Source organism: Pseudomonas oryzihabitans NBRC 102199 (genome assembly GCF_000730625.1).
In the GTDB taxonomy this organism is placed as follows: Bacteria; Pseudomonadota; Gammaproteobacteria; order Pseudomonadales; family Pseudomonadaceae; genus Chryseomonas; species Chryseomonas oryzihabitans.
Genome location: NZ_BBIT01000008.1, coordinates 14,277 through 37,118, shown reverse-complemented (window position 1 = coordinate 37,118; position 22,842 = coordinate 14,277). Strand labels below are relative to the sequence as shown.

General features: G+C 67.4%; 19 protein-coding genes. 12 read left to right on the top strand and 7 right to left on the bottom strand.

The window, feature by feature from the left end; translation table 11 throughout:
• Positions 1–35 precede the first annotated feature (35 nt).
• The 3 genes from POR01S_RS10275 to POR01S_RS10265 are packed head-to-tail and all read right to left on the bottom strand — an operon-like array spanning position 36 to position 2,776.
• Positions 36–914, bottom strand: a complete 879-nt coding sequence (locus tag POR01S_RS10275) for an ABC transporter permease (RefSeq protein ID WP_027602768.1) — start codon at positions 912–914, stop codon at positions 36–38.
• A complete protein-coding gene (locus tag POR01S_RS10270; protein ID WP_027596827.1) occupies positions 907–1,731 on the bottom strand; it encodes an ABC transporter ATP-binding protein in 825 nt (274 codons plus the stop codon). Before POR01S_RS10270 ends, POR01S_RS10275 begins: the two co-directional genes overlap by 8 nt.
• Before the next feature lies 1 nt (position 1,732).
• On the bottom strand, positions 1,733–2,776 hold the full coding sequence (locus POR01S_RS10265; protein ID WP_042135625.1) for an ABC transporter substrate-binding protein: 1,044 nt from the start codon (positions 2,774–2,776) through the stop codon (positions 1,733–1,735).
• A 217-nt stretch (positions 2,777–2,993) separates the two neighbouring features.
• On the opposite strand from POR01S_RS10265, the gene POR01S_RS10260 reads away from it, so the two are divergent.
• Positions 2,994–3,914: an SMP-30/gluconolactonase/LRE family protein gene (locus POR01S_RS10260; RefSeq protein ID WP_042135623.1), complete on the top strand. Its 921-nt coding sequence runs from the start codon at positions 2,994–2,996 to the stop codon at positions 3,912–3,914.
• Positions 3,915–3,967: 53 nt separating this feature from the next.
• Positions 3,968–5,323, top strand: coding sequence for an MFS transporter (locus POR01S_RS10255; RefSeq protein WP_042135620.1), 1,356 nt, complete (start codon positions 3,968–3,970; stop codon positions 5,321–5,323).
• Between the two features lie 381 nt (positions 5,324–5,704).
• On the opposite strand, the gene POR01S_RS10250 is transcribed toward POR01S_RS10255, so the two are convergent.
• Positions 5,705–6,379 (bottom strand): RraA family protein, encoded by a 675-nt coding sequence (locus POR01S_RS10250; RefSeq protein WP_042135619.1) that lies wholly within the window; start codon positions 6,377–6,379, stop codon positions 5,705–5,707.
• A gap of 215 nt (positions 6,380–6,594) precedes the next feature.
• Between POR01S_RS10250 and POR01S_RS10245 the strand changes: the two genes are divergently transcribed.
• The 3 genes from POR01S_RS10245 to POR01S_RS10235 all read left to right on the top strand — a co-directional run bounded on the left by POR01S_RS10245 (position 6,595) and on the right by POR01S_RS10235 (position 9,968).
• Positions 6,595–7,572 carry a hydroxyacid dehydrogenase gene (locus tag POR01S_RS10245; protein ID WP_027596823.1) on the top strand — a complete coding sequence of 326 codons (978 nt, stop codon included), beginning with the start codon at positions 6,595–6,597 and terminating at the stop codon, positions 7,570–7,572.
• An 80-nt stretch (positions 7,573–7,652) separates the two neighbouring features.
• Positions 7,653–8,984, top strand: coding sequence for an MFS transporter (locus POR01S_RS10240; protein WP_042135617.1), 1,332 nt, complete (start codon positions 7,653–7,655; stop codon positions 8,982–8,984).
• Positions 8,985–9,035: 51 nt separating this feature from the next.
• The gene (locus tag POR01S_RS10235) at positions 9,036–9,968 is read left to right on the top strand and encodes an amidohydrolase family protein (protein ID WP_042135614.1); all 933 of its coding nucleotides are present in this window, start codon (positions 9,036–9,038) and stop codon (positions 9,966–9,968) included.
• Between the two features lie 271 nt (positions 9,969–10,239).
• Here POR01S_RS10235 and POR01S_RS10230 read toward each other — a convergent pair whose 3' ends face one another.
• Together POR01S_RS10230 and POR01S_RS10225 are read right to left on the bottom strand one after the other, a co-directional pair.
• Positions 10,240–10,704, bottom strand: coding sequence for a MarR family winged helix-turn-helix transcriptional regulator (locus tag POR01S_RS10230; RefSeq protein WP_027602773.1), 465 nt, complete (start codon positions 10,702–10,704; stop codon positions 10,240–10,242).
• Positions 10,705–10,758: 54 nt separating this feature from the next.
• Positions 10,759–12,486, bottom strand: coding sequence for a sigma-54-dependent Fis family transcriptional regulator (locus POR01S_RS10225; RefSeq protein WP_042135613.1), 1,728 nt, complete (start codon positions 12,484–12,486; stop codon positions 10,759–10,761).
• Between the two features lie 227 nt (positions 12,487–12,713).
• Between POR01S_RS10225 and POR01S_RS10220 the strand changes: the two genes are divergently transcribed.
• The 3 genes from POR01S_RS10220 (at position 12,714) to POR01S_RS10210 (ending at position 16,009) form a co-directional block, all read left to right on the top strand.
• On the top strand, positions 12,714–14,186 hold the full coding sequence (locus POR01S_RS10220) for a benzaldehyde dehydrogenase (protein ID WP_042135611.1): 1,473 nt from the start codon (positions 12,714–12,716) through the stop codon (positions 14,184–14,186).
• Between the two features lie 40 nt (positions 14,187–14,226).
• The gene (locus POR01S_RS10215) at positions 14,227–14,994 is read left to right on the top strand and encodes a coniferyl-alcohol dehydrogenase (RefSeq protein ID WP_042135610.1); all 768 of its coding nucleotides are present in this window, start codon (positions 14,227–14,229) and stop codon (positions 14,992–14,994) included.
• A 70-nt stretch (positions 14,995–15,064) separates the two neighbouring features.
• Positions 15,065–16,009, top strand: a complete 945-nt coding sequence (locus POR01S_RS10210; RefSeq protein ID WP_042135607.1) for a SphA family protein — start codon at positions 15,065–15,067, stop codon at positions 16,007–16,009.
• 2 nt (positions 16,010–16,011) lie between these two features.
• Here POR01S_RS10210 and POR01S_RS10205 read toward each other — a convergent pair whose 3' ends face one another.
• Positions 16,012–16,497: a DUF4124 domain-containing protein gene (locus tag POR01S_RS10205; RefSeq protein ID WP_007159057.1), complete on the bottom strand. Its 486-nt coding sequence runs from the start codon at positions 16,495–16,497 to the stop codon at positions 16,012–16,014.
• A 180-nt stretch (positions 16,498–16,677) separates the two neighbouring features.
• On the opposite strand from POR01S_RS10205, the gene lpxO reads away from it, so the two are divergent.
• The 4 genes from lpxO (at position 16,678) to POR01S_RS10185 (ending at position 22,802) form a co-directional block, all read left to right on the top strand.
• Positions 16,678–17,577, top strand: coding sequence for a lipid A hydroxylase LpxO (gene lpxO, locus POR01S_RS10200; protein WP_027596814.1), 900 nt, complete (start codon positions 16,678–16,680; stop codon positions 17,575–17,577).
• A gap of 122 nt (positions 17,578–17,699) precedes the next feature.
• Entirely contained in the window at positions 17,700–18,314 is a 615-nt protein-coding gene (imuA, locus tag POR01S_RS10195) for a translesion DNA synthesis-associated protein ImuA (RefSeq protein ID WP_042135605.1), read from the top strand.
• Positions 18,315–18,321: 7 nt separating this feature from the next.
• On the top strand, positions 18,322–19,731 hold the full coding sequence (locus tag POR01S_RS10190; protein WP_042135603.1) for a Y-family DNA polymerase: 1,410 nt from the start codon (positions 18,322–18,324) through the stop codon (positions 19,729–19,731).
• On the top strand, positions 19,728–22,802 hold the full coding sequence (locus POR01S_RS10185) for an error-prone DNA polymerase (protein ID WP_042135601.1): 3,075 nt from the start codon (positions 19,728–19,730) through the stop codon (positions 22,800–22,802). The genes POR01S_RS10190 and POR01S_RS10185 overlap by 4 nt, the downstream gene beginning before the upstream one ends.
• Positions 22,803–22,842: the final 40 nt, after the last annotated feature.

Below are 22,842 nucleotides of genomic sequence, written 5' to 3'. Positions count from 1 at the left end.
GCTCCGGAGAAGGCTTTTGGATAGTGAGGGGCGAGTCAATTCTGCATGCCCCAGCGGCGCACCGTGAGCACCTCGATGCTGCGGAACACCAGGCCTTCCACCACCAGGCCGATGATGATGACCATCAGCAGGCCGGCGAAGACATTGGAGGTCTCCAGGGCGTTGCGGTGCTGGAAGACGTACCAGCCCAGGCCACCCGAGTTGCCGGAGACACCGAACACCAGCTCGGCGGCGATCAGGGTACGCCAGGCGAAGGCCCAGCCGATCTTCAGGCCGGCGAGGATCGAAGGCACCGCCGCCGGGATCAGCACCTTGGCCACCAGGCGGATGCCGCGCAGCCCATAGTTGCGCCCGGCCATGCGCTGGGTCTGGCTGACCGAGAGGAAGCCCGAATAGGTGTTGAGCGCCACCGCCCAGAGCACCGAATGGACGATGACCAGCATCAGACTCTGCACGCCGAGACCGAACCAGAGCATGGCCAGCGGCAGGATGGCGATGGCCGGCAGCGGGTTGAACATGGCGGTGAGGGTGGCGAGGATATCGGTGCCCACCCGGGTGGACACGGCCAGGGTGGTGAGCAGCATCGCCAGGGCGATGGCCAGGCCATAGCTCACCATCAACACCTTGAGCGAGCTGAGCACGGCGAGGGGCAGGGCGCCATTGACCAGATCGGTCCACAGCGCGACGACGGTGTCGCTGAAGGTCGGGAACATCAGCGGGTTGTCCAGGTAGCGGGCATAGACCTCCCAGATCAGCGCCAGGGCGATCAGCACCAGGGTGCGGCGCACGCCGGCCTGGGCGAACAGGCGCTCCGCCAGACCCAGCCGCCGGGCGATGTCGCCGACCTGGCCGGGGGCGACCGGGGTGTATTCGAGGTCCGGGCGCGGTTGCAGGATGACGGCGGGCTTAGTCATGGGCGGTCTCGCTGGCGTTGGGGCCGAACAGCATCTGGCTGATGCGATTGTGGAAGGCGGTGAAGCCGGCGGCGCCCTGCTGACGGAAGCCGTACTGGCTGGCATCGAGCTCGGCACGGACCTGGCCGGGATGAGGGCTGAGCACCAGGATGCGCGAGCCGAGCAGGATGGCCTCCTCGATGGAGTGGGTGACGAACATCAGGGTGAAGGGCGACTGCTCCCAGAGCCCGAGCAGTTCCTCTTGCATGCGCCGCCGGGTGAGGGCGTCGAGGGCGGCGAAGGGTTCGTCCATTAGCAGGATGGCCGGCTCCATGGCCAGGGCGCGAGCGATGGCCACGCGCTGCTTCATGCCACCGGAGAGCTGGTGCGGATAGGCATCGACGAATTTCTCCAGGCCCACCTTGACCGCGGCAGCCCGGGCGCGGTCGCGCAATTCGCCGGCGGGGAAGCGCCGGGTTTCCTGGAGCGGGAAGAGGATATTGCCGAGTACGGTCTTCCAGGGCATCAGCTGGTCGAATTCCTGGAACACCATCATGCGATCCGGACCGGGTTCGCGGACGTCCTGGCCCTGGAGGCGGATGTGGCCCGCCGCCGGTTCGAGAAAGCCGGCGACGCTCTTGAGCAGGCTGGATTTGCCGCAGCCCGAGGGGCCGAGCAGGATGAAGCGGTCGTATTCGCGGACCGCGAAGGACACCTGGTGCGTCGCGGTGATCAGCTGTTCGCGGGTCTTGTATTGCAGGGTCACGTTGTCGACCTGCAGCAGGCAGGCAGGGCTATCCGGTACGGCGGTGGGTGCGGAGGTCGGTACGGCGTTCATGTCAGTTGCCCTCGCCGGTGGCCACGGGATCGAAGAAGACCTGCTGCCAGCGTTGCGGTGCCTCCTTGAGAGCACCGCTGCCGACCATGAAGGTGGCCAGAGTCATGACGCCGATAGGCTGCACCGACCATTCGCCACTGACGCCACGCAGCATCTCTTCCACCTGATCGAGACTCAGGCTGGAGGGCTCCGACTGCAGGAAGAGTTCGGCAGCCTTGCGCGGCTCGGCCTTGATGAAGTCCTGGGCCTGGCCGATGGCGGCGACTACGGCGGCGCTGAGTTTAGGGTTGCGCTTGACGAACTTGCCGGTGGTGGTCAGCACCCCGCTGGTCATGCGCAGGTCGAGTTCCCTGGAAAAGTCGAAGAGCTTGGTGACCTTGGCGTCCTTGGCCAGCAGATAGCTGTAGGGGTTGGGGCCGATGTAGCCGGTGATACCGGCCTTGTTGAGCAGGCTGGCGGTGGCGTCGGGATGGGGCAGGGCCACCATCAGGTTGTCCAGCCGGTGTGCCTGGCCCGGGCCGAAGGTGCGCTCGGCGGCCATCTGCAGCAGCAGAGCCTGCTGGCCGGTGGGAGAGCTCACGGCGATCTTCTGGTCGGCCTTGAAGTCCTTGAGTGATTTGATCGAAGGGTCGTTGACGAACAGGGCGTTGTCGCCGGCGACAAGGGCGCAGAGCGCGCGGATATCGAGTGACTTCTGTGTCTTTTGCCAGGCCACCAGGGTACCGGGCAGGCCGTAGCCGCCGATGTCGATGTTGCCGCTGATCAGGGCGTCGTTGATGGCCGGCGAACCGCTGATGCGCTTGATCTCGAACTGGGTGTCGGGCTGTCCGGCGGCCTTGGCCTGCTCGCGAAAGAAGCCCAGCTTGTCCGCCAGGGTCACGGGCAGATAGGCGTAGCCGTACTGGATGGCCAGGGTGACCTGGCTCTGTTCGGTCTGGGCCTGAGCGGGGAGGACGGTAGCCAAGGTGAGGCTGGCGGCCAGACCCAGGACGCGGGCGAGCTGACGCAGGGCGGGACGGGATGAGCGGCCGGACGGGTGCAGCATGGCGTTCTCCTTGTTATTTTTGAAATGCCATTTCTTTTAAGGAGTATTTAGAAAAGCCTTGCCTGTCAAGCAGCCTTGAGGATGCAGCCTTCGTTAGCTGAAAACTTTTGCTTGCAATTGGCCTTGAGTGTTTTATTTTTGCAACGGCATTTCGTTAAAAATAAAATTGCATAGCCTTTTTTGCCGAGGGGCTTCAGCCTCTCTCAGGTGCCTGGTCATGAGCTTTTTCGCTGCGCCGCCGACTATCCAAACCTCTGTCTTCACCCGCCTGCCCGATCGCTATCGCCAGCCGAAGCGCACGGCCTGGGCGGATGCCAACCGCCAGGGCAGGGCGATCGATTCCTTCCTCGAAGGGCCTTCCTTCGATCGACAGGGCAATCTCTATGTCACCGACATCCCCAATGGACGCATCTTCCGCATCGATCCCCAAGGGGAGTGGGAACTGGTCTGCGAGTACGACGGCTGGCCCAATGGCCTGAAGATCCATCGTGACGGGCGCATCTTCATCGCCGACTACAAGCGCGGCATCCTGCTGCTCGATCCGCTGCGCGGCGAGGTGGAGACGCTACTGGGCAGCGCCGGCTCGGAAGGCTTCAAGGGGGTCAACGACCTGGTGTTCTCGCCGGCCGGGGATCTCTACTTCACCGACCAGGGCCAGACCGGCCTGCAGGATGCCAGCGGCCGGATCTATCGCCTGAGCGCCGACGGCCAGCTCAGCTGTCTGTTGAACACGGTGCCCAGCCCCAATGGCATCGTCTTCGATCCGCGGCTCAACCACCTGCTGATCGCGGTGACCCGGGCGCAGCAGATCTGGCGTATTCCCCTGGGCAACGGCTCGCTGATCGGCAAGGTCGGGGTCTTCGCCCAGCTCCACGGTGGCCTCGGTGGTCCGGACGGCCTGGCGCTGGATGAGGAGAGCAACCTCTATATCGCCCATACCGGTTTCGGCTCGGTCTGGCAGCTGTCGCAGGTGGCCGAGCCCCTGGCGCGGTTGAAATCCTGCGCGGGCATCAGCAACACCAACCTGGCCTTCGGCGGCCCCGAGGGGAGCAGTCTGTTCATCACCGAATCCGAGACCGGCAGCATCCTGCGGGTGGAGACCAGCGTACGGGGACTACCCCTGTTCTCTCATCTGTAAACAGCGCTCCGGCGCCCTTGTCAGCTCCACAATAATTACAACAGAGGTTATCCATGAGTCAGACCCCGCTGGGCGGCCAGCCGCCCTTGACCGATGCCGAAGGCGAACAGGTATTGCATCGCGCCCTGTGGCGCATCCTGCCGTTCATCTTCGCCTGCTATGTGATCAGCTACCTGGATCGCACCAACGTCGGCTTCGCGGCCATCAGCATGAACAAGGACCTGGGCCTGACGGCAACCATGTTCGGCTGGGCAGCGGGTCTGTTCTTCTTCGGTTATTTCATCTTCGAGATTCCCAGCAACCTGCTCATGCAGCGCTTTGGCGCGCGGATCTGGATTGCCCGGATCATGATCAGCTGGGGCCTGATCTCCATGGCCACGGCCTTCGCCACCGGCCCGGTCAGCTTCAGCATCCTGCGCTTCCTGCTCGGGGTGGCCGAGGCCGGCTTCACCCCGGGGGTCTATCTCTACTTCACCTACTGGTTCCCGGGGAAGTGGCGCGCCAAGGCGACCGCCGCCTTCCTGTTGGGCATCCCCACCGCCAACATCATCGGCTCGCCGCTGTCGGGCTTCCTGCTGGACATCCATGACTTCATGGGGTTGAAGAACTGGCAATTCCTGCTGGTGGTGGAAGCCTTGCCAGCGGTGCTGCTGGGTATCCTCTGTCTTTTCGTGCTGGTGGATTCGCCGGCCAAGGCGCGCTGGCTGTCGACTCGCGAGCGCACCTGGCTGACCGAACGACTGGCCCGCGAGCAGCGCGAGATAGGCGCGGCCCATGGCTCCACCCTGCGCGCTGCCCTCACCAATCCCAAGGTCTTCGTGCTGGCCGCCATCAACTTTTGCGGCATCGTCGGCTCCGTGGGGATCGGGATCTGGATGCCGCAGATCATCAAGAGCCTGGGCATGCAGAACACCACCGTGGGACTGGTGGCGACCATCCCCTATATCCTCGGCGCCGTCGCCATGACCCTCTGGGCGCGGCAGGCCAACCTGAGTGCGCACCGACTGCCCTATGTGGCCGGCGCGCTGGGGCTGGCCGCCTGCGGTCTGGTGGGCGCTGCGCTCTCGGCCGATCCGCTGTTGCGCATGAGTTGTCTGAGCGTGACGGTGGCCAGCATCCTGTCCTTCCAGGCGACCTTCTGGGCCATTCCCTCCAGCTTCCTGACCGGTCGGGCGGCAGCGGGCGGATTGGCGCTGATCGTCTCCATCGGCAACCTCGGCGGCTTCGTCGGGCCCTTCGCCATCGGCCTGGTCAAGGATGCGACCCAGAGTTACTCCGGTCCCTTCTACGTGGTGGCCTCGGTAATGGCGCTGGGTGTCGTCATGATGCTCTGGCTGGGCGACCCGAGTCGCCGGGCGCCGGTGAAGCCAGTTGGTGGGACCGGGTTGGAGCCTGCGGGTCGCACCTGATTCAGGGGCGAGCCAGGAAGGGGGCGGCGATGAGCCGCCTTCTGCTTTTGCGGCTGGCTGCTCTTGGGCGAGAGGCCAGCGCTCCGGATAGGACCGGGCAGGAGATGCTGGCGGGATGCCGGCAGCTGGCGTCCTCGAACGTTGACGCCTCTCGATGGCGCGTCTCTTCGCAGCAAGGGGGCTGGCCGCCTTGCCCTATGCTCCTGACACGTCGCGAGGCTGGTTGGCTTGAGTCGTCGAGGTGCGACCCTACTGTCCCGGTTACTGCGCGACCTGTCGTGCCCGTCCAGAAGGGACAGGTTGAGTTCGACGAGCGCCAATGGACCCGATGCACAATAAAAAAGGCAGCACCAGGCTGCCTTTCTTCATTCGGGATACGGACTAGGGGAGGGCGCAACCCTTCTTCTTGAGCGATTCCAGCACCCAGCTACGGTCATTGGTGCCTTCGGCGATCTGCCGCATCTGCTTTTCTTCCGCCGCGTGCTTGGCGGTGGCGCGGTCATAGACCTCGGCGACCTGGTCGTAGGGCACGCAGAGCAGGCCGTCGTCGTCGCCGATGATCAGATCGCCCGGCTCGATGACCATGCCGTCGATGGCGATGGGGATGTTGATCTCGCCCGGGCCATCCTTGTAGGGGCCGCGGTGGGAGATGCCGGCGGCGAACAGGGGGAAGTCACCCGCGCCGATGTTGGCGGCATCGCGGATGGCGCCATTGATGACGATGCCGGCCACGCCGCGCTTGACCGCATAGGCCACCATCATCTCGCCGATCAGGGCATTGGTCAGGTCGCCACCGGCATCCACCACGATGACGTCGCCCGGCTCGGCGATGTCCAGGGCGTAGTGCAGCATGAGGTTGTCACCCGGGCGCGCCTTCACGGTCAGTGCCGGGCCGGCCAGCACGCCCTGGCGGTGCATGGGACGCAGGCGCGAGCCGCCGGCGGTCATGCGGTTCATCGAGTCGCTGACATTGGCGACCGGAACCTCACGATAACGCGCGACCCATTCGGCTGCGACCTTGCGTTGGGCATTGAGAACTCTGAATCCGATGGTCATGGGCATTTCTCTTGTGGGCTTTGTTGGATGCCGCTGGAGCGGGTGTCGAATTTCAGAATGGCATTTCTTTTTTAAACATTCAACGGTCGGATGGGTGGCGTTAAATTCCAGGTTACGTTCAGTATTGCAACGCTATTCCATTATGCTAAGGTCAAGGCCTGCTCATCTGGCTGTCCGCTCGACGGACGACGTCATAACAACAAGGGATAACCCACATGACCCGCACCCTGCTTCTCACCGGCCCCGAACTCGCGCCCGACGCCATGGCCCTGGCTGCCGCCCACGGCATCCGCGTGGTACCCACCCAGCCCTACATGCCCCATGACGAGCTGGTCGCGCTGATCCGCCAGGAGCAGCCCGACGCCATCATCGTCCGCCAGGGCAAGCTGACCCGCGAGATGATCGAGGCCTCGGCCAAGCTCGAGATCATCGCCAAGCACGGCGTCGGCTACGACACCATCGATCTGCAGGCGGCGGCCGACCGAAACATTCCGGTCACCATCGCCCTGGGCGCCAATGCCCAGTCGGTGGCCGAGCACGCCTTCGCCCTGATGTTCAGCGTGGCCCGGCAGACCCCCTGGCTGAACGCGCGGATGCATGCTGGGCACTGGGACAAGGCCCAGGCCAATGGCACCGAGTTGTTTGGCAAGACCCTCGGCCTGGTGGGCCTGGGTTCCATCGGCAGCGTGCTGATGGACCTGGTGGCGCCGCTGCGGATGCAGGTGCGGGTCTACGATCCCTACCTTCAGAGCCTGCCGGTGCGTGACCACGTGCGCCGGGAGGAGAGCTTCGATAACCTGTTGGCCGAGTGCGACATCATCAGCCTGCATTGCCCGCTCACCGAGGCCAATCGCCACCTGTTCGGCGCCGCCCAGTTCGCCCGGATGCGTCCCGGCAGCCTGCTGATCAATACCGCCCGCGGCGAGTTGATCGACACCCAGGCGCTGGTCGCGGCGTTGCGCGACGGCCAGATCGGCGGTGCCGGCCTGGATACCTTCCACCCCGAGCCGCCGCCGGCCGACAGCGCCCTCTGGGGCCTGACCAACCTGGTCGCTACGCCGCACGTGGGCGCCAACACCACCGAGGCCCGCGACCGGGTCGGGCTGGTGGCGGTGCAGCAGGTACTCGATCGCTGGAACGGCAAGGCGGTGGAAACCCGTGCCGTGGTCAATCGTCACCTGATCGCGGCCTGATCCTCGCGTCAGGGCGGGCGGTCTCCTTCCCGGAGCCGCTCGCTACGTCTATCTCCACAACAATAAGACGGAGAGCCTGCATGACCTCTTCCACGTCCGAAATCAGTGAACTGGAACGCGCGACGATGCGCCGCGTCGCCTGGCGCCTCCTGCCGTTCCTGATCGTCTGCTACCTCATCGCCATCATCGACCGTGGCAACATCGGCATGGCCTCGCTGCAGATGAACCAGGATCTCGGCCTGACGCCGGCGATCTTCGGTTTCGCCAGCAGCCTGTTCTTCTTTTCCTATTTCCTGGTGGAGGTGCCGAGCAACCTGGCGCTGCAGCGCTTCGGTGCGCGCATCTGGATCGCCCGGATCATGATCACCTGGGGCCTGATCTCGGCCGGTACCGCCTTCGTCCAGGGCGCCAACTCGCTCTATGTGATGCGCTTTCTGCTGGGCGCCGCGGAAGCCGGCTTCTTCCCTGGCGTGCTGCTGTACCTCACCTACTGGCTGCCCTCCAACTATAGAGCGCGCATGGTCGCCATCTTCATGGTGGCGATCCCGGGCGCCAATTTCCTGGGTTCACCGCTCTCCGGCCTGCTGCTGAGCCTGGACGGCTGGATGGGCATGCGTGGCTGGCACTGGCTGTTCATCCTGGAAGGCATTCCGGCGGTGCTGCTGGGTATCGCCTGCCTGTTCGTGCTGACCGACCGTCCGGAGCAGGCCAAATGGCTGAGCGACGAGCAGCGCAACTGGCTGACGCTCAAGCTGGCCGAGGAGCGCAATCGCAAGACCAGCATCGGCCATATCTCGCTGTGGCAGCTGCTCAAGCACAAGGATATCTGGGTAATGGCGCTGATCTATTCCGGCGCCTCGGCGGCCGGTAGCACCATGAGCGTCTGGGCACCGCAATTGCTCAAGTCCTTTGGCCTGTCCAACCTGGAGGTCGGCCTCACCAATGCCATTCCCTATGGCCTGGCCTCGGTGGCGATGGTCCTCTGGGGGCGCAGTTCGGATCGCACCGGCGAGCGTCGCTGGCACACCTCGCTCACCATGCTGTTGATCGCCGTGGGCCTGCTGACGGGCATGTTCACCTCGTCCCTGGCCGCCACGGTGATCCTGCTGAGTCTGGTGCTGATCGGGGCCTATTCGATGAAGGGGCCGTTCTGGGCACTGGCCTCGGGCTGGCTGTCGTCCTCCACCGCAGCGGCGGGTCTGGCCGCCATCGGCGCCCTGGCCAACCTCATCGGCGGCGGGGTGATGGTCAACGTCTATGGCGCCATCCATGGCGCCACCCACAGCCATGCCCTGGCGGTACTGCCGCTGGCCACCCTGTGCGCCATCAGTGGCCTGCTGGTGCTGGTCATGGGCCGCAAGGCCGCGCGCGCCAAGGCAGATGCCCAGGCCGTAGCGACCAACGCCGGTTAAAGCTGATCGCTGCCGGCCCGTCCGGGCCGGCAGCCTTTCAAGGAATCCATCATGACCTTCAATCGTCGGCGCTTCCTGAAAGCGAGCGCCCAGGCCAGTGCCGCCCTGTGCCTTTTCGATGCCCTCGGCGTCCAGGCCGCCACTCCGTTCTCCAGTATCCAAACGGCACCGAGACTCAAGGCGCCGGCCGGCAGTGTCGACTGTCACATGCACCTCTATGACGACCGCTACCCGGCGGCGCCGGGCGCCAAGCTGCTCCCGCCCAATGCCTCCCTGGACGACTATCACCAGCTGCAGGCGCTGCTGGGATTGCAGCGGATGGTCATCGTCACCCCGTCCACCTACGGCACCGACAATCGCTGCATGCTCGACGGCCTGGCGCGCAGCCAGGGCCAGGCCCGCGGTGTAGCTGTCCTCGACCAGAGCATCACCGATGCCGAGTTGCAGGCGCTGCACAAGGCCGGGGTGCGCGGGATCCGTTTCAACCTCAGCTATGGGGGCGCCGACCTGGCCGATCTGGAGCCCCTGGCGGCGCGGGTCGCCGAACTGGGCTGGAATGTCCAGGTGGTCGCCACGGGCAATCAGCTGACAGAGCTGGAGAGTCGGCTGCAACGGCTGCCGGCGCGGTTGGTGATCGACCACATGGGCCATGTGCCTCAACCGGAGGGGATGAATTCGGCGACCTTCGCCGTGGTGACTCGCCTGCTGGACGGCGAGCGTACCTGGGTGAAGCTGTCGGGCCCCTATATCAGGTCGCGCAGCGGTGCGCCGGACTACGCCGATGTGGGCGCGGTGGCCCGGGAGCTGGTGCGTCGCCATCCGGAGCGGCTGCTGTGGGGTAGCGACTGGCCGCATCCCACGGTCGCGACCGGCAACAAGCCGGACGACGGGCGCATCTTCGAGCTGCTGGCCGACTGGGCGCCGGATGAGCAGATACGCAACGCCATCCTGCGCGATAACCCGGTCAGTCTGTACGGTTTCTGACGCTCATCGTGATGTTGCCGGAGCTGATGTAACTGAACATCTGCTCGGATAGCCCCCTCTCCCCTCGGGAGAGGGTTGGGGCGAGGGCGCCCCCTTGCCACCAAGTCTCCAGTGGAAAAGGCTGCGCCGTTTTCCACGCTACGTGATGTATCCCCGTAGCGACAATACAGTTGCTCCTATAGGGATAGTGCTCTTGTAGGAGCGGCAACGATAGGGGGCGCATACCTGAGTGATGGCGGGAGGCAGAGGACACCCGGATAGGCGTGGCGTACTACCCCAACTCCCCATTGAGCTTGCGCAGCAGCCGCAACAGCTCGGCCCGCTCGGCGTCGTCCAGCGGGGCGCTGGCGGCGCGGTCGCTGGCGGCGGCGCGTTCCTTGAGTTCGCCGACCAGGGCGCGGCCCTGCTCGGTGAGGTGCAGGGCATAGGCGCGGCGATCCTGGGTGCCGCGCACCCGCTCGGCCAGACCCTGGCGTTCCAGCTTGTTCAGCAGTAGGACCAGTTGCGGCGGCTCGATGGCCAGGCGCCGGGCCAGGTCGGCCTGCATCAGGCCGGGCTCCTGCTCGAGGATCACCAAGGCGGTGAACTGGGCGGGGCGCAGGTCATAGGCGGCCAGGCTGTCCACCAGGTGCTGGAACATCTTCATCTGGGCGCGGCGCAGGGCATAGCCTACGGCGGTGTCCAGCCAGGGGGTGGCGGCAGGGTCCAGGGGCGTGGCGTCGTCGGGGGAACTCATCGGCGGGAAGGGCTTCCGTCGGAGATGGCGAGGGGAGGGTATCAAGGGGTCATTCTAGTCCAGATCCTGGCGGGCGCGGCGATGGCGATAGGCGAACTGGGCGCGGCTCAGGCCGAGCAGGCGCGCCGCGGCGGCCATGTTGCCCTGGCTGCGCGCCAGGGCTTCGTCGAGCAGCTCGGCTTCCAGCTGCGCCAGCGGCAGCGGGCGTTCGCCGTCCACGCCCAGGCGCTCCAGCCAGCCGGTGGCAGGCGGCGCCTCGTCGACGAGCTCGGCCGGCAGCGGCTCGCCGCGAAACAGGTGGGGCAGGTCGATGAGTTCGCCCGGATCGCTGGCGATCACCCCGCGCTCCACCAGATTCTGCAATTCCCGCACGTTGCCGGGAAAGTCGTAGCGCAGCAGGGCCTTGAGGGCGCGCATGGTCAGGCCTACCGGCGGCCGCTCGTAGGCGGCGCAGAAGCGCCGCAGGAACAGGTCCACCAGCAGGGGCACGTCGTCGCGCCGGTCACGCAGGGGCGGGATGCCGATGGGATAGACGTTGAGGCGATAGAAGAGGTCTTCGCGGAAGTCGCCGCGACGTACCGCCTCGCGCAGATCCAGGTTGGTGGCGGCGATCACCCGGACGTCCACCCTGAGCGTGCGGCTGCCGCCGACCCGCTCGATCTCGCGCTCCTGAAGCGCGCGCAGCAGCTTGCCCTGACCGGGCAGGCTCAGGCAGGCGATCTCGTCGAGGAACAGGGTGCCGCCCTGGGCCCGTTCGAAACGTCCGGCGCGGGACTGGTTGGCGCCGGTGAAGGCGCCGCGCTCCACGCCGAACAATTCGGCTTCGATGAGATTCTCGGGAATGGCCGCGCAGTTGAGGGCGACGAAGGGGCCGTCGGCGCGGCGGCTGAGGCGGTGCAGGTGGCTGGCGAACAGTTCCTTGCCCACCCCGGATTCGCCGGTGAGCAGCACCGTGGCCGGCGTCGGGGCGACCCGCTGCAGTGCTTGGAAGGCGCTGTTGAAGGCCGCTGAAGCCCCTACCAGCGGCTGCTGGCCGTCGGCGGCGTGGGGCAGGGGCGCGGGCAGGCGTTCCGCCGGCGTCAGCGCCGGAGCGCCGTCGCCGGCCGCATTGAGATAGCGCAGGTCTTCCGCCACGTCGGGCCAGCGTTCGGCGTTGCGACCCTCGACCCGGCAGACGGCATGACCCATGGCGCGGCATTCCACCTCGCGAAAGATCACCAGGCGACCGAACAGGCTGCTGACGTAGCCGATGGCATAGCCGATCTCCATCCAGCAGGCCGGATCGCTGCCCTGACCGTGGGCGATCTGGTGCTCGTCGCATTCGGCCGAGTGATGCCAGAGGAATTCACCGCCATAGCGCCCCTGGTCGACATCGAATTCAAAATGCAGCGGCTCGACCCGCACCAGGCCTTCCAGGCCATGCAGCCGGGTACCGGCGGCAAAGATCGCCGCGGCGTCGGCCTGGGGCCAGCGCTTGCGCACCAGCTCGGCGTCGCGCACCCCGGAAAGATAGCCGACCCGGGTCAGCAGGCCGCGGGCGCGTTCCTGCCCCAGGGCGCCGATCAGCTCGCGCCGCAGGGCACCAAAGGCGGAGGCGTGTACCAGCAGCATGCGCTGGTCGTTGAGCCAGATGCGGCCATCACCGGGGGAGAAAAACAGGCACTCGGCCAGTTCCGCCTGGGTCGGGCTGGCGCTGCCATCCCAGGCGGCACTGTCGCCACGCTGGAAGCCGGTAGCGGCCTGCTGCAGATCGCTGAGGGACAGACGTTCGGAACGGGCCATGGCACGACCTCTCGGGTGAATTGCGCAAATGCGCAATCGAGGAAAAGGTTATACCTCATAACTTTATCTTTTGAGCAAGGCATTTGCCGGTCGAGCCTGCTACCTGCGTCCGCTCAAGCCAGCAAGTCCTTGATTGAAAGACTCTTTTTCCTGCCAGCCCAGCCTGGGCACAGCCCTTGCTCCCTTGCCTGTGCCCACCGCGGCCCGATAACAACAAGGAGAAGGCTATGAGCAGATCATCCACGCCGTTCCTGGACGGCGCCCCCTGGCGCGAGCGGATCTTCGATGGCGACTGGATCGCCGCCCAGGGCGGCACCCTGGAGGTCATCGAACCTGCCACCGGCCAGCCCCTGCACCGCACCGGTCTGGCCAGCGTCGCCGACATCGACCAGGCCTGCGCCAAGGCGGCCCGGGCGCAACCGGCCTGGGCGGCCTGGACCGCCCGGCAAAAGGCCGGGCTGTTCCTGGCCGCCGCCGCGCACCTGGAGATGAATCGCGCCGAACTGGCCCCCCTGATCGCCCGGGAGACCGGTGGCATCCTGCCCAAGGCCGAGCTGGAATTGCGCGAAGCCGGGGTCATCCTGCAGCAGGTCGCCGGTCAGTTGCTGCAGGCCCATGGCGTGGTCCTGCCCAGCGAGCGCGGGGCCCTGTCCTATGCCCGGCGCCTGCCCCATGGCGTGGTGGGGGTGATCTCGCCGTTCAATTTCCCGCTGATCCTTTCCCTGCGCGCCGTGGCCCCGGCGCTGGCCTGCGGCAATGCCGTGGTGCTCAAGCCGGATCACCAGACGCCGGTGAGTGGCGGCATCCTCATCGCCCGGCTGTTCGAGGCCATCGGCCTGCCCCGGGGCGTGCTGCAGGTGCTGCCCGGGCGTGCCGAGGCCGGCGCGGCGCTCTGCGCCCATCCCCAGGTGCGGATGATCGCCTTCACTGGCTCGACCCAGGCCGGACGCCAGGTGGCGGAAAGCGCCGGGCGCCACTTGAAGAAGGTGGCCCTGGAACTGGGTGGCAAGAATCCGCTGATCGTGCTCGACGACGCCGATCTCGACCGCGCCGTCGGCTGCGCCGCCTGGGGCAGCTTTTTGCACCAGGGGCAGATCTGCATGGCCACCGGGTTGATCCTGGTGCACCAGCGCCTCGCCGCCGCCTTCACCGAACGCCTGGCCGCCCGCGCCGCCGCCCTGCGCCTCGGTGATCCGCTGGAACCCACAACCCAGCTGGGTCCGCTGATCAATGCCCGGCAACTGCAACGGGTACAGGGCATCGTCGCCGACAGCCTCGCCGCCGGTGCCCGGCTGGAGCAGGGCGGCCGGCACGAAGGGCTGTTCTATGCCCCGACCGTACTGAGCGGCGTCCGTCCCGGCATGCGCGCCTTCGACGAAGAGATCTTCGGACCGGTGGCCAGCGTGGTGACCTTCGCCAGCGAGGCCGAGGCCGTCGACCTGGCCAATCGCACCCCCTACGGCCTGGCGGCCGGCGTGCTCTCCGGCTCCCTGGCCCGCGCCCGGGCGCTGGGCGAACGGCTGGAGTGCGGAATGCTGCACCTCAACGACCAGACGGTGAACGACGAGGTGGTCAATCCCTTCGGCGGCCGTGGCCAGTCCGGCAACGGCGGCAGCGTCGGTGGCCTGTGCAACTGGGACGACTACAGCCAGTGGCAGTGGGTGACCGAGCATAACGAGCCGCCACGCTATCCCTTCTAGCCCCTGTTCCATCCCCCAATAACAACAAGAGGAAAATCCCATGACCCTGAATGGCAAGACCCTGGTCGTCACCGGCGTGGCCTCCGGCATCGGCGCCGAGCTGGCGCGGCTGGCGCGCTTCCAGGGCGCCACCGTGATCGGCGTCGACCGCAACCAGCCCCAGTTCAGCCTGGACGACTTCCACCAGGCCGACCTGGGCGACCCCGACAGCATCGCCGCCCTGGTCAGTCGCCTGCCGGCGCGCCTGCACGGCCTGTGCAACATCGCCGGGGTACCGGGCACGGCGCCCCGGGAGACGGTGGCGCGCGTCAACTACCTCGGCCTGCGCTTGCTCAGCCAGCAACTGGTCGCGCGGCTGGGGCCGGGCGGCGCCATCGTCAATGTCGCCTCCATCCTCGGCGCCGAATGGCCAGAGCGCCTGGAACAGCACCGCGAGCTGGCGCAGATCGCCGACTTCGCCCCGGCCCAGGCCTGGCTGGAGCGTCATCCGGTGGACCAGGCCACCTGCTACCAGTACTTCAAGGAAGCGCTCATCGTCTGGAGCTTCGTGCAGTCCCAGACCTGGCTGCGCGAATTCGGCGTGCGCCTGAATTGCGTGGCGCCCGGGCCGGTATTCACCCCCATCCTCGGCGACTTCGTCAGCATGCTCGGCGAAGAGCGCGTCGCCCGCGACAGCCAGCGCATGCTGCGCCCGGCGCTGGCCGACGAGGTGGCCGCGGTGATCGCCTTTCTCTGCAGCGATGCCTCGCGCTGGATCAACGGCGCCAACCTGCCGGTGGATGGCGGTCTCGCCGCCAGTTACGTCTGACCCGGATCGCCGCGCCGGCCGGTGCGGCGATCGCGTTTTCCCACAACAAGAACAACTCTAGGACGACGTCATGCGCACACGTTTCGGATTCGGTCTGCTGGCCGCGGCCAGTCTCGCCTCCACAGTGGCCCAGGCCTATGACCTGCCCGGTCTCAATCTCGGCTCCACCAGCTTCTACGACGGCGCCCCGGCGCCGGACGGTCCTGGCTGGTACTGGGAGGAGTACCTGATCTACGGCAAGACCAGCCGCTTCAACGACCAGGACGGCCGCAAGCTGCCCCTGCCCAAGCAGGAGCTGACCACCTTCGCCCCGGTCAGCCAGATCATCTATGTCGGCCAGTCCCTGGCCAACGGCGCCATGCCCGGATTCACCGCCATCCTGCCCTGGCTGGCTCACGCCAATGTCGATGACGGCCTCGGCGGCCAGGCGCTGAGCGCCCGCGAAGGGGTAGGGGACCTGACCCTGGGCGCCTTCCTGCAACTGCCCACCACCACCCGCCCCGACGGCGGACCGCGCTGGGCGCAACGCCTCGAGGCCGAGATCGTCGCCCCCACCGGGCGCTACGACCGCGACCGGGCGATCAATCCGGGCAGCAATTTCTGGTCCTTCAATCCCTACTACGCCACCACCTACTGGCTGACGTCCCAGTGGTCGGTGACCGGACGCTTCTGGTACCTGTGGAACGGCAAGAACGACCAGCCGCTGCGCAGCTTCGGCGCGGTCTCCGACACCCAGGCCGGCCAGGCGCTGCACGCCAACTTCGCCACCCAGTACGCGCTGAACGATCGCCTCAGCGTCGGTCTGAGCGGCTACTGGCTGCGGCAGATCACCGACACCCAGGTCGATGGCCATGACGTGAGCGGGCGGCGGGAAAAGGTCTGGGCCTGGGGTCCGGGCTTCACCTACGCCTTTTCCCGGGAGAATCTGATCACCGTCAACAGCTACTTCGAGCAGGACGCCGAGAACCGCACCGAGGGGCGCAAGTTCGTCGTCAACTTCCTGCACAAGCTCTAGTGCTAGCGATCGATGGGAATGCCCCGGTTCGGCGGCGGCGGAGGCGCCGGCGGCTGGGGCTGCTGCGCCTGGGGATGGGGCACCATGTGCCAGGTCTCGTTGCGCGGCCGGCGGTCGATGTAGACCGGCACCGGCTGATAGATGATGCCGGAGCCGCGCACCTCGCTTTCCTGGCGAAAGCTGGAAGAGGACGAAGAGCCACCGACCACGGTGACGTCGTCGACCGGACGTTGGCGGCTGGAAGCGGGGGCGGGTACCACGGTGACCTCCCGCGGCGCGGCGGCCGGCGGCGGCGTGGCAGGCCGGGGCGGCGGCGTGAAACCGTTGCTCTCGGGCAGGCTCTGCAGCGGAATGGTGGTGATCTGACTATTCGTCGGGCAGGCGCCCTGGGTATAGGTCGTCCGGCCCTGGTCGTCCACGCACTTGTAGACATCCTGAGCGGCCACGACGCCACTGGCGAGCAGCAGGCCATAGAGCAGCGAACGCATGATGAGGCCCTCCGGGCACTCGAATTGTCACCTGCAGGATACAAGATGCCCGCTACGGCTCCCAGTGCTGCTGTCCGGCTCGACACCAGGCATTCAGCTTATCGTCAGACTGTAAAGACTAGGCCCGGCCCGAGGTGAGGCGTATAACATCCGGAAACATTCTTTTCAGGGCAGCGACGCGTGAAGTGGTTCGTGATTGGCGGTTTTTTTCTCTGTGTTTTGTATGTGCACTTTCGCGGCCGGGTGCGCCATCGCTTGCTGCGTCAGCTCAGTGACCATTCGACCTTTCTGGCGCCGCTGAACACCTTCATGTTCCTGACCTCGCGGGTGCCCAACGCGCCCTATCACCCGGTGGAGCGCTTTCCCGAACTCCAGGTGCTGCAGGACAACTGGCAGCTGATCCGCGACGAGGCCCTCGACCTGCTGCGCGCCGGCCAGATCAAGAAATCCGCCGAGCACAACGATGCCGGCTTCAACTCCTTCTTCAAGAGCGGCTGGAAGCGCTTCTATCTGAAGTGGTACGGCGACAGCCATCCTTCCGCCATGCAGCTGTGCCCCAGGACCACCGAATTGCTGCGCGGCATCGGCACGGTCAAGGCGGCCATGTTCGCCGAGTTGCCGCCCGGATCGCGGCTGGTGCGCCATCGCGATCCCTATGGCGGCTCCCTGCGCTATCACCTGGGCCTGGCCACGCCCAATGATCCACGCTGCTTCATCGAGGTGGACGGCCAGCGCTATCACTGGCGCGATGGCCAGGCGGTGGTATTCGACGAAACCTTCATCCACTACGCCGAGAACACCACCGACCAGGATCGCATCATCCTGTTCTGCGACGTGGAAAGGCCGCTGCGCTATCGCTGGGCAAGCGCCTTCAACCGCTGGGTCAGTGGCACCCTGCTGGCCTCGGCGGCCTCGCCCAATGACGCCAGCGACAAGACCGGCGGCCTCAATCGCGCCTTCCGGCACCTCTATCGCATCCGCCAGCGCGGCAAGGCGCTGAAGAAGCGCAACCGCTTCCGCTACTACCTCGAACAGTGGCTGTTGCTGGCCGCGCTGGTCGGCGTGGTGATCTGGATCTGAGCGATCCCTGCAACCGCAAAGACAGCGGTTCGACTTGACCCCGATGCGAATCGCCTCTAATACTGTATGCATATACAGATAGAGGCGATGGCCATGGACAATATCCCTGCAGGTCTGGCGGCATGAGCGGCGGCGCCAGCCTGGCCCGGCTGTTCGAGGAGCGGCGCCTGTGGAAGGGGCAGACCAGTCCCGACGCCCGGCGCAGCGACCAGCCCACCGGGGTCGCCGCCCTGGATGCCCATTTGCCCGGTGCCGGCTGGCCGGAAGCGGCCCTGACCGAATTGCTGCTCGCCGGTCCCGGCCATGGCGAGTTGCGGCTGCTCTGGCCGACCCTGGCGCGCCTGAGCCAGGCCGCCGAGCGCATCGCCCTGATCGGGCCGCCGCTGTTGCCCTATCCCCTGGCCTGGCAGGCGGCCGGCGTGGCGCTGGATGCCCTGGTGGTGATCCACGCCCAGGGCGCCGAGGTGCTCTGGGCCGCCGAGCAGTGCCTGCGCTCCGGTTGCTTCGGCGCGGTGCTCTGCTGGCCCGAGCGGGCCGACGATCGCCAGCTGCGCCGGCTGCAGGTCGCCGCCGAGAGCGGCCGCACCCTGGCCTTCGCCCTGCGCCCGGCCGCCGCCCTGGACAATCCTTCGCCGGCGGCCTTGCGCCTGGAACTCAGGGCGCCGCTGGAACGGCTGCACATCCGCAAATGCCGCGGCGGTCAGCCCGGCGTGCTCGATCTGGCCGGCGGCGCTTGAGCTTGCCATGCGCTGGGCCTGCATCCTCTTTCCGCAGCTGGCGCTGGATGCCGTGCTGCGCCGTCATCCCCAGCCGGAGCGGCCGCTGGTGCTGCTTTCCGGTCCGCCACAGCGCCGCCTGCTGCAGGCGGTCAATCCGGCCGCGCGAGCCCTGGGGCTGCGCCCCGGCCTGACCCTGGCCGCCGCCCAGGCGCTGACCCGCGACTTCGAGCAGCAGGAATACGACCCGGCGCTCATCGAGACGGCCGAGGCGCTGCTGGCGGCCTGGGGCTACGGCTTCAGCTCCCAGGTCAGTCGCCACTATCCGCGGGCGCTGCTGCTGGAGATCCAGTCCAGCCTGCCGCTGCTGGGGCCCTGGCCACGGCTGGAGCGGCGCCTGCGCCAGGAGCTCCAGGGCCTGGGCTTTCGCCACCGGCTGGCGCTGGCGCCCAATCCGGTGGCGGCGCGCATGCTGACCAATGTCGCCGATGGCCTCATCGCCGCGCCGGACGATCTGCCGCGCCTGCTCGATCGGCTGCCCGTGGAGCGCGCCGGTTTCGCCCCCCAGCAGGCCCAGGCGCTGGTGCGCATGGGCATCCGCCGCCTGGAGCAACTCAAGGCCCTGCCCAGGCCCGCCCTGGCCCGGCGCTTCGCCCCCGAGCTGCTGCAGCAGCTGGATCTGCTGGGCGGCAGTCGCAGCCTGGCGCTGGAGTTCTATCGGCCGCCCGATCGTTTCGTGGCGCGGGTGGAGCTCAATTTCGAGGTGGAATCCCACCAGGCGCTGCTGTTCCCCCTGCGTCGCCTCACCGCCGATCTGGCGGTCTGGCTGGCCAGTCGCGACCGGGGCGTGCAGCGCTTCCTGCTCTGGCTGGAGCATCGCCAGGGGCCGGCCACCACCCTCACCATCGGCCTGCTGGCCCCCGAACGCGATGCCGCCCTGCTGTTCGAATTCGCCCGCGGTCGCCTCGAACAGCTGCAGGTGGTGGCCCCGGTGCTGGCGCTGCGCCTGGAAAGCGAGGAGTTGCCGCTCTTCGTGCCGGAACGCCATGGCCTGTTCGACGAGCGTCCCGCCCAGGCCGTGGGCTGGGAAGTGCTACGCGAACGCCTGCGTGCCCGGCTGGGCGAGGAAGCGGTGCTGGGGCTCGGCATCCAGGCGGATCATCGTCCCGAGCGCGCCCTGGTCTGGCGCCACGAGCGGCGTCTGGAGACCGCCTTGCCCGGCCTGCGTCCGGGTTGGCTGCTGAGCGAACCGCGCCCCCTCGACGGCCAGCCACGCCGGGTCCTCGCCGGTCCCGAGCGCATCGAAAGCGGCTGGTGGGACGGGGGCGATCAGCGGCGCGACTACTACCGCATCGAGGTGGCCGACGGACGCCAGGCCTGGGCCTTTCGCCGCTATGGCGAGGAGGCGCCCTGGTGGATCCAGGGCTGGTTCGCATGAGCGGCTATGCCGAGTTGCACTGCCTGTCGAATTTCAGCTTCCAGCGCGGTGCCTCCAGTGCCCTGGAATTGTTCGAGCGGGCCAAGGCGCTGGGCTACACAGCGCTGGCCATCACCGACGAATGCACCCTGAGTGGCAGCGTCCGCGCCTGGCAGGCGGCGCGGCAGGTCGGGCTGCCCCTGATCATCGGCAGCGAGCTGACCCTCGACGACGGTCTGCGCCTGGTGCTGCTGGTGGAGGATCTGCCGGGTTACGAGTGCCTCTGCGCGCTGATCACCCGGGCCCGCCGCCGTGCGCCCAAGGGCCGCTACCAGCTGGGTCGCGCGGATCTGCAGCCGCCCATGCCCGGCCTGCTGGCGATCTGGCTGCCGGGCGGCGAACCCGCGAGCGAGGAGGGCGCCTGGCTCAGGAGCGTCTTCGCCGAACGCCTCTGGCTCGGCGTCGAATTGCTGCGCGGCGCCGACGATGCCGCTCGACTCCTGCAGCTGCAGGCGCTGGGCACGCAGCTGGGCGTGCCGGCAGTAGCCTGCGGCGACGTGCACATGCACACCCGCGGACGCCGTGCCCTGCAGGATGTGCTCACCGGCATCCGCCATCACCTGCCGGTGGCCGAGGCCGGCTATCACCTGCATCCCAACGGCGAGCGCCATCTGCGGCCGCTGCCGGTGCTGGAGGGCCTCTATCCCGCGGCGCTGCGCGCCGAGACCCTGGCGATCGCCGCCCGCTGCCGCTTCGACCTGGGCGAGTTGCGCTATCGCTATCCCCAGGAGGTGATACCCGCTGGCGAGACGGCCGGCTCCTGGCTGGCCGAGCTGACCCGCCGCGGCCTGGCCTGGCGCTGGCCGGAGGGGGCACCGGCAAGGGTCACCGACCAGGTGGCCCGGGAGCTGGCGCTGATCGCCGAGAAGGGCTACGAGAACTACTTTCTCACCGTGCACGACATCGTCGACTATGCCCGCCGCCAGCACATCCTCTGCCAGGGCCGTGGCTCGGCGGCCAACTCGGTGGTCTGCTACGTGCTGGGCATCACCGAGCTGAATCCGCTCACCGGCAATCTGCTGTTCGAGCGCTTCATCTCCCGCGAGCGCGACGAACCGCCCGACATCGACGTCGACTTCGAGCACGAGCGCCGCGAAGAGGTCATCCAGTACGTCTTTCGCCGCTATGGGCGCGAGCGCGCTGCGCTCACCGCGGTGGTCAGCACCTACCATGCCGCCGGCGCCCTGCGCGATGTCGGCAAGGCGCTGGGCCTGCCGGGCGACCAGCTCGACGCCCTGTCCGGGTGCGCCGGGCGCTGGACCGACGAGATCCCCGGCCCCGCGCGCCTGCGCGAAGCGGGTTTCGATCCCGACAGCCCCCTGCTGCAGCGGGTGCTCATCCTCGCCGGCCAGTTGATCGGCTTCCCCCGGCACCTTTCCCAGCACCCTGGTGGCTTCGTCATTTCCGAAGCGCCCCTGGCCACGCTGGTGCCGGTGGAAAACGCCGCCATGCCCGAACGCACCCTGATCCAGTGGGACAAGGACGACCTCGATGCCGTGGGCCTGCTCAAGGTCGACATCCTCGCCCTGGGCATGCTCAGCGCCCTGCGCCGCTGCTTCGACCTGGTCGCCAACTGGCGCGGCCAGCGCTGGACCCTGGCCAGCCTGCCCCAGGAAGATGCGCCCACCTACGCCATGATCTCCCGCGCCGACACGGTGGGGGTGTTCCAGATCGAATCCCGCGCCCAGATGGCCATGCTGCCGCGACTGCGGCCACAAACCCTCTACGACCTGGTGATCGAGGTGGCCATCGTTCGCCCCGGGCCGATCCAGGGCGACATGGTGCATCCCTATCTGCGCCGCCGGAATGGCGAGGAAGAGGCCGACTATCCCCATGACGAATTGCGGCCGGCGCTGGAACGCACCCTGGGAGTCCCGCTGTTCCAGGAACAGGTGATGCAGATCGCCATGGTCGCCGCCGAGTATTCGCCGGGCGAGGCCGATCAGCTGCGCCGCTCCATGGCGGCCTGGAAGCGTCATGGCGGCCTCGAACCCCACCGTCAACGCCTGCACAACCGCATGGTCGAACGCGGCTATCGCCCGGAATTCGCCGCGCGCCTCTTCGAGCAGATCAAGGGCTTCGGCAGCTACGGCTTTCCCGAATCCCATGCCGCCAGCTTCGCCCTGCTGACCTATGCCAGCTCCTGGCTCAAGTGCCACGAGCCGGCCGCCTTCGCCTGTGCCCTGGTCAACAGCTGGCCGATGGGTTTCTACAGTCCCGACCAGGTCCTCCAGGACGCCCGGCGCCACGGCATCGAGGTGCGCGCGGTGACCGTGCAGGTCAGCGACTGGGACTGCCGGCTGGAGGCGGGGATCGGCCATCAGCCGGCGATCCGCCTGGGCCTGCGCCTGGTGCAGGGGCTGGCGGAGGCGGTGGGTCGGCGCCTGGTGGCGGCACGGGGTACGCAGCCCTTTCGCGATGTCGAGGACCTCTGTCGCCGGGCCGAGCTGGATGCCCGGGCGCGCGGACAGCTGGCCGAGGCCGGTGCCCTGGCGGAGCTGGCCGGTGATCGCCACCAGGCGCGCTGGGCCATGGCCGGGGTGGAGCGCCAGCTGCCGCTGTTCGCATCGGCGGACAGCGCCCTGGAGGAACGACCAGCCCTGCCCGCGCCCAGTGTCGCGGAAAACGTCCATGCCGACTACCGCATGCTGGGCACCACCCTGGGGCCGCATCCGCTGAGTCTGCTGCGCGGCGAACTCCAGGCGCGGCGCTGTCGGGATTTCCGGCAGCTGGACGAGATCAAGCCCGGTGCCCTGGTGCGGGTAGCCGGACTGGTGCGCGGCCGACAGCGCCCGGGCACGGCCAGCGGGGTGATCTTCGTGACCCTGGAAGACGAGCACGGCATGCTCAATGTGGTGGTCTGGCGCGCGGTGGGCGAACAGCAGCGTCGATCCCTGCTGCAGGCACGGCTGCTACAGGTCGAGGGGCATCTGGAACGGGAGGCGGGGGTGCAGCACCTGATCGCCGGTCGCCTGACCGATCTGAGTCCGCTGCTCGACGAGCTCATGGTGTCGAGTCGGGATTTTCACTAGGACGGAGAGGGGAGAGGGGGAAAAGCGGAGGAGGGAGAGA

What these genes read in the sequence shown, in the direction of transcription:
- imuA (WP_042135605.1), top strand. Translation starts at nt 17,700, where the DNA reads ATGAGCGGCGGCGCCAGCCTGGCCCGGCTGTTCGAGGAGCGGCGCCTG.
- POR01S_RS10210 (WP_042135607.1), top strand. Translation starts at nt 15,065, where the DNA reads ATGCGCACACGTTTCGGATTCGGTCTGCTGGCCGCGGCCAGTCTCGCC.
- POR01S_RS10190 (WP_042135603.1), top strand. Translation starts at nt 18,322, where the DNA reads ATGCGCTGGGCCTGCATCCTCTTTCCGCAGCTGGCGCTGGATGCCGTG.
- POR01S_RS10250 (WP_042135619.1), bottom strand. Translation starts at nt 6,379, where the DNA reads ATGACCATCGGATTCAGAGTTCTCAATGCCCAACGCAAGGTCGCAGCC.
- POR01S_RS10260 (WP_042135623.1), top strand. Translation starts at nt 2,994, where the DNA reads ATGAGCTTTTTCGCTGCGCCGCCGACTATCCAAACCTCTGTCTTCACC.
- POR01S_RS10230 (WP_027602773.1), bottom strand. Translation starts at nt 10,704, where the DNA reads ATGAGTTCCCCCGACGACGCCACGCCCCTGGACCCTGCCGCCACCCCC.
- POR01S_RS10185 (WP_042135601.1), top strand. Translation starts at nt 19,728, where the DNA reads ATGAGCGGCTATGCCGAGTTGCACTGCCTGTCGAATTTCAGCTTCCAG.
- POR01S_RS10245 (WP_027596823.1), top strand. Translation starts at nt 6,595, where the DNA reads ATGACCCGCACCCTGCTTCTCACCGGCCCCGAACTCGCGCCCGACGCC.
- POR01S_RS10225 (WP_042135613.1), bottom strand. Translation starts at nt 12,486, where the DNA reads ATGGCCCGTTCCGAACGTCTGTCCCTCAGCGATCTGCAGCAGGCCGCT.
- POR01S_RS10205 (WP_007159057.1), bottom strand. Translation starts at nt 16,497, where the DNA reads ATGCGTTCGCTGCTCTATGGCCTGCTGCTCGCCAGTGGCGTCGTGGCC.
- POR01S_RS10215 (WP_042135610.1), top strand. Translation starts at nt 14,227, where the DNA reads ATGACCCTGAATGGCAAGACCCTGGTCGTCACCGGCGTGGCCTCCGGC.
- POR01S_RS10275 (WP_027602768.1), bottom strand. Translation starts at nt 914, where the DNA reads ATGACTAAGCCCGCCGTCATCCTGCAACCGCGCCCGGACCTCGAATAC.
- POR01S_RS10265 (WP_042135625.1), bottom strand. Translation starts at nt 2,776, where the DNA reads ATGCTGCACCCGTCCGGCCGCTCATCCCGTCCCGCCCTGCGTCAGCTC.
- POR01S_RS10255 (WP_042135620.1), top strand. Translation starts at nt 3,968, where the DNA reads ATGAGTCAGACCCCGCTGGGCGGCCAGCCGCCCTTGACCGATGCCGAA.
- POR01S_RS10235 (WP_042135614.1), top strand. Translation starts at nt 9,036, where the DNA reads ATGACCTTCAATCGTCGGCGCTTCCTGAAAGCGAGCGCCCAGGCCAGT.
- POR01S_RS10240 (WP_042135617.1), top strand. Translation starts at nt 7,653, where the DNA reads ATGACCTCTTCCACGTCCGAAATCAGTGAACTGGAACGCGCGACGATG.
- POR01S_RS10220 (WP_042135611.1), top strand. Translation starts at nt 12,714, where the DNA reads ATGAGCAGATCATCCACGCCGTTCCTGGACGGCGCCCCCTGGCGCGAG.
- POR01S_RS10270 (WP_027596827.1), bottom strand. Translation starts at nt 1,731, where the DNA reads ATGAACGCCGTACCGACCTCCGCACCCACCGCCGTACCGGATAGCCCT.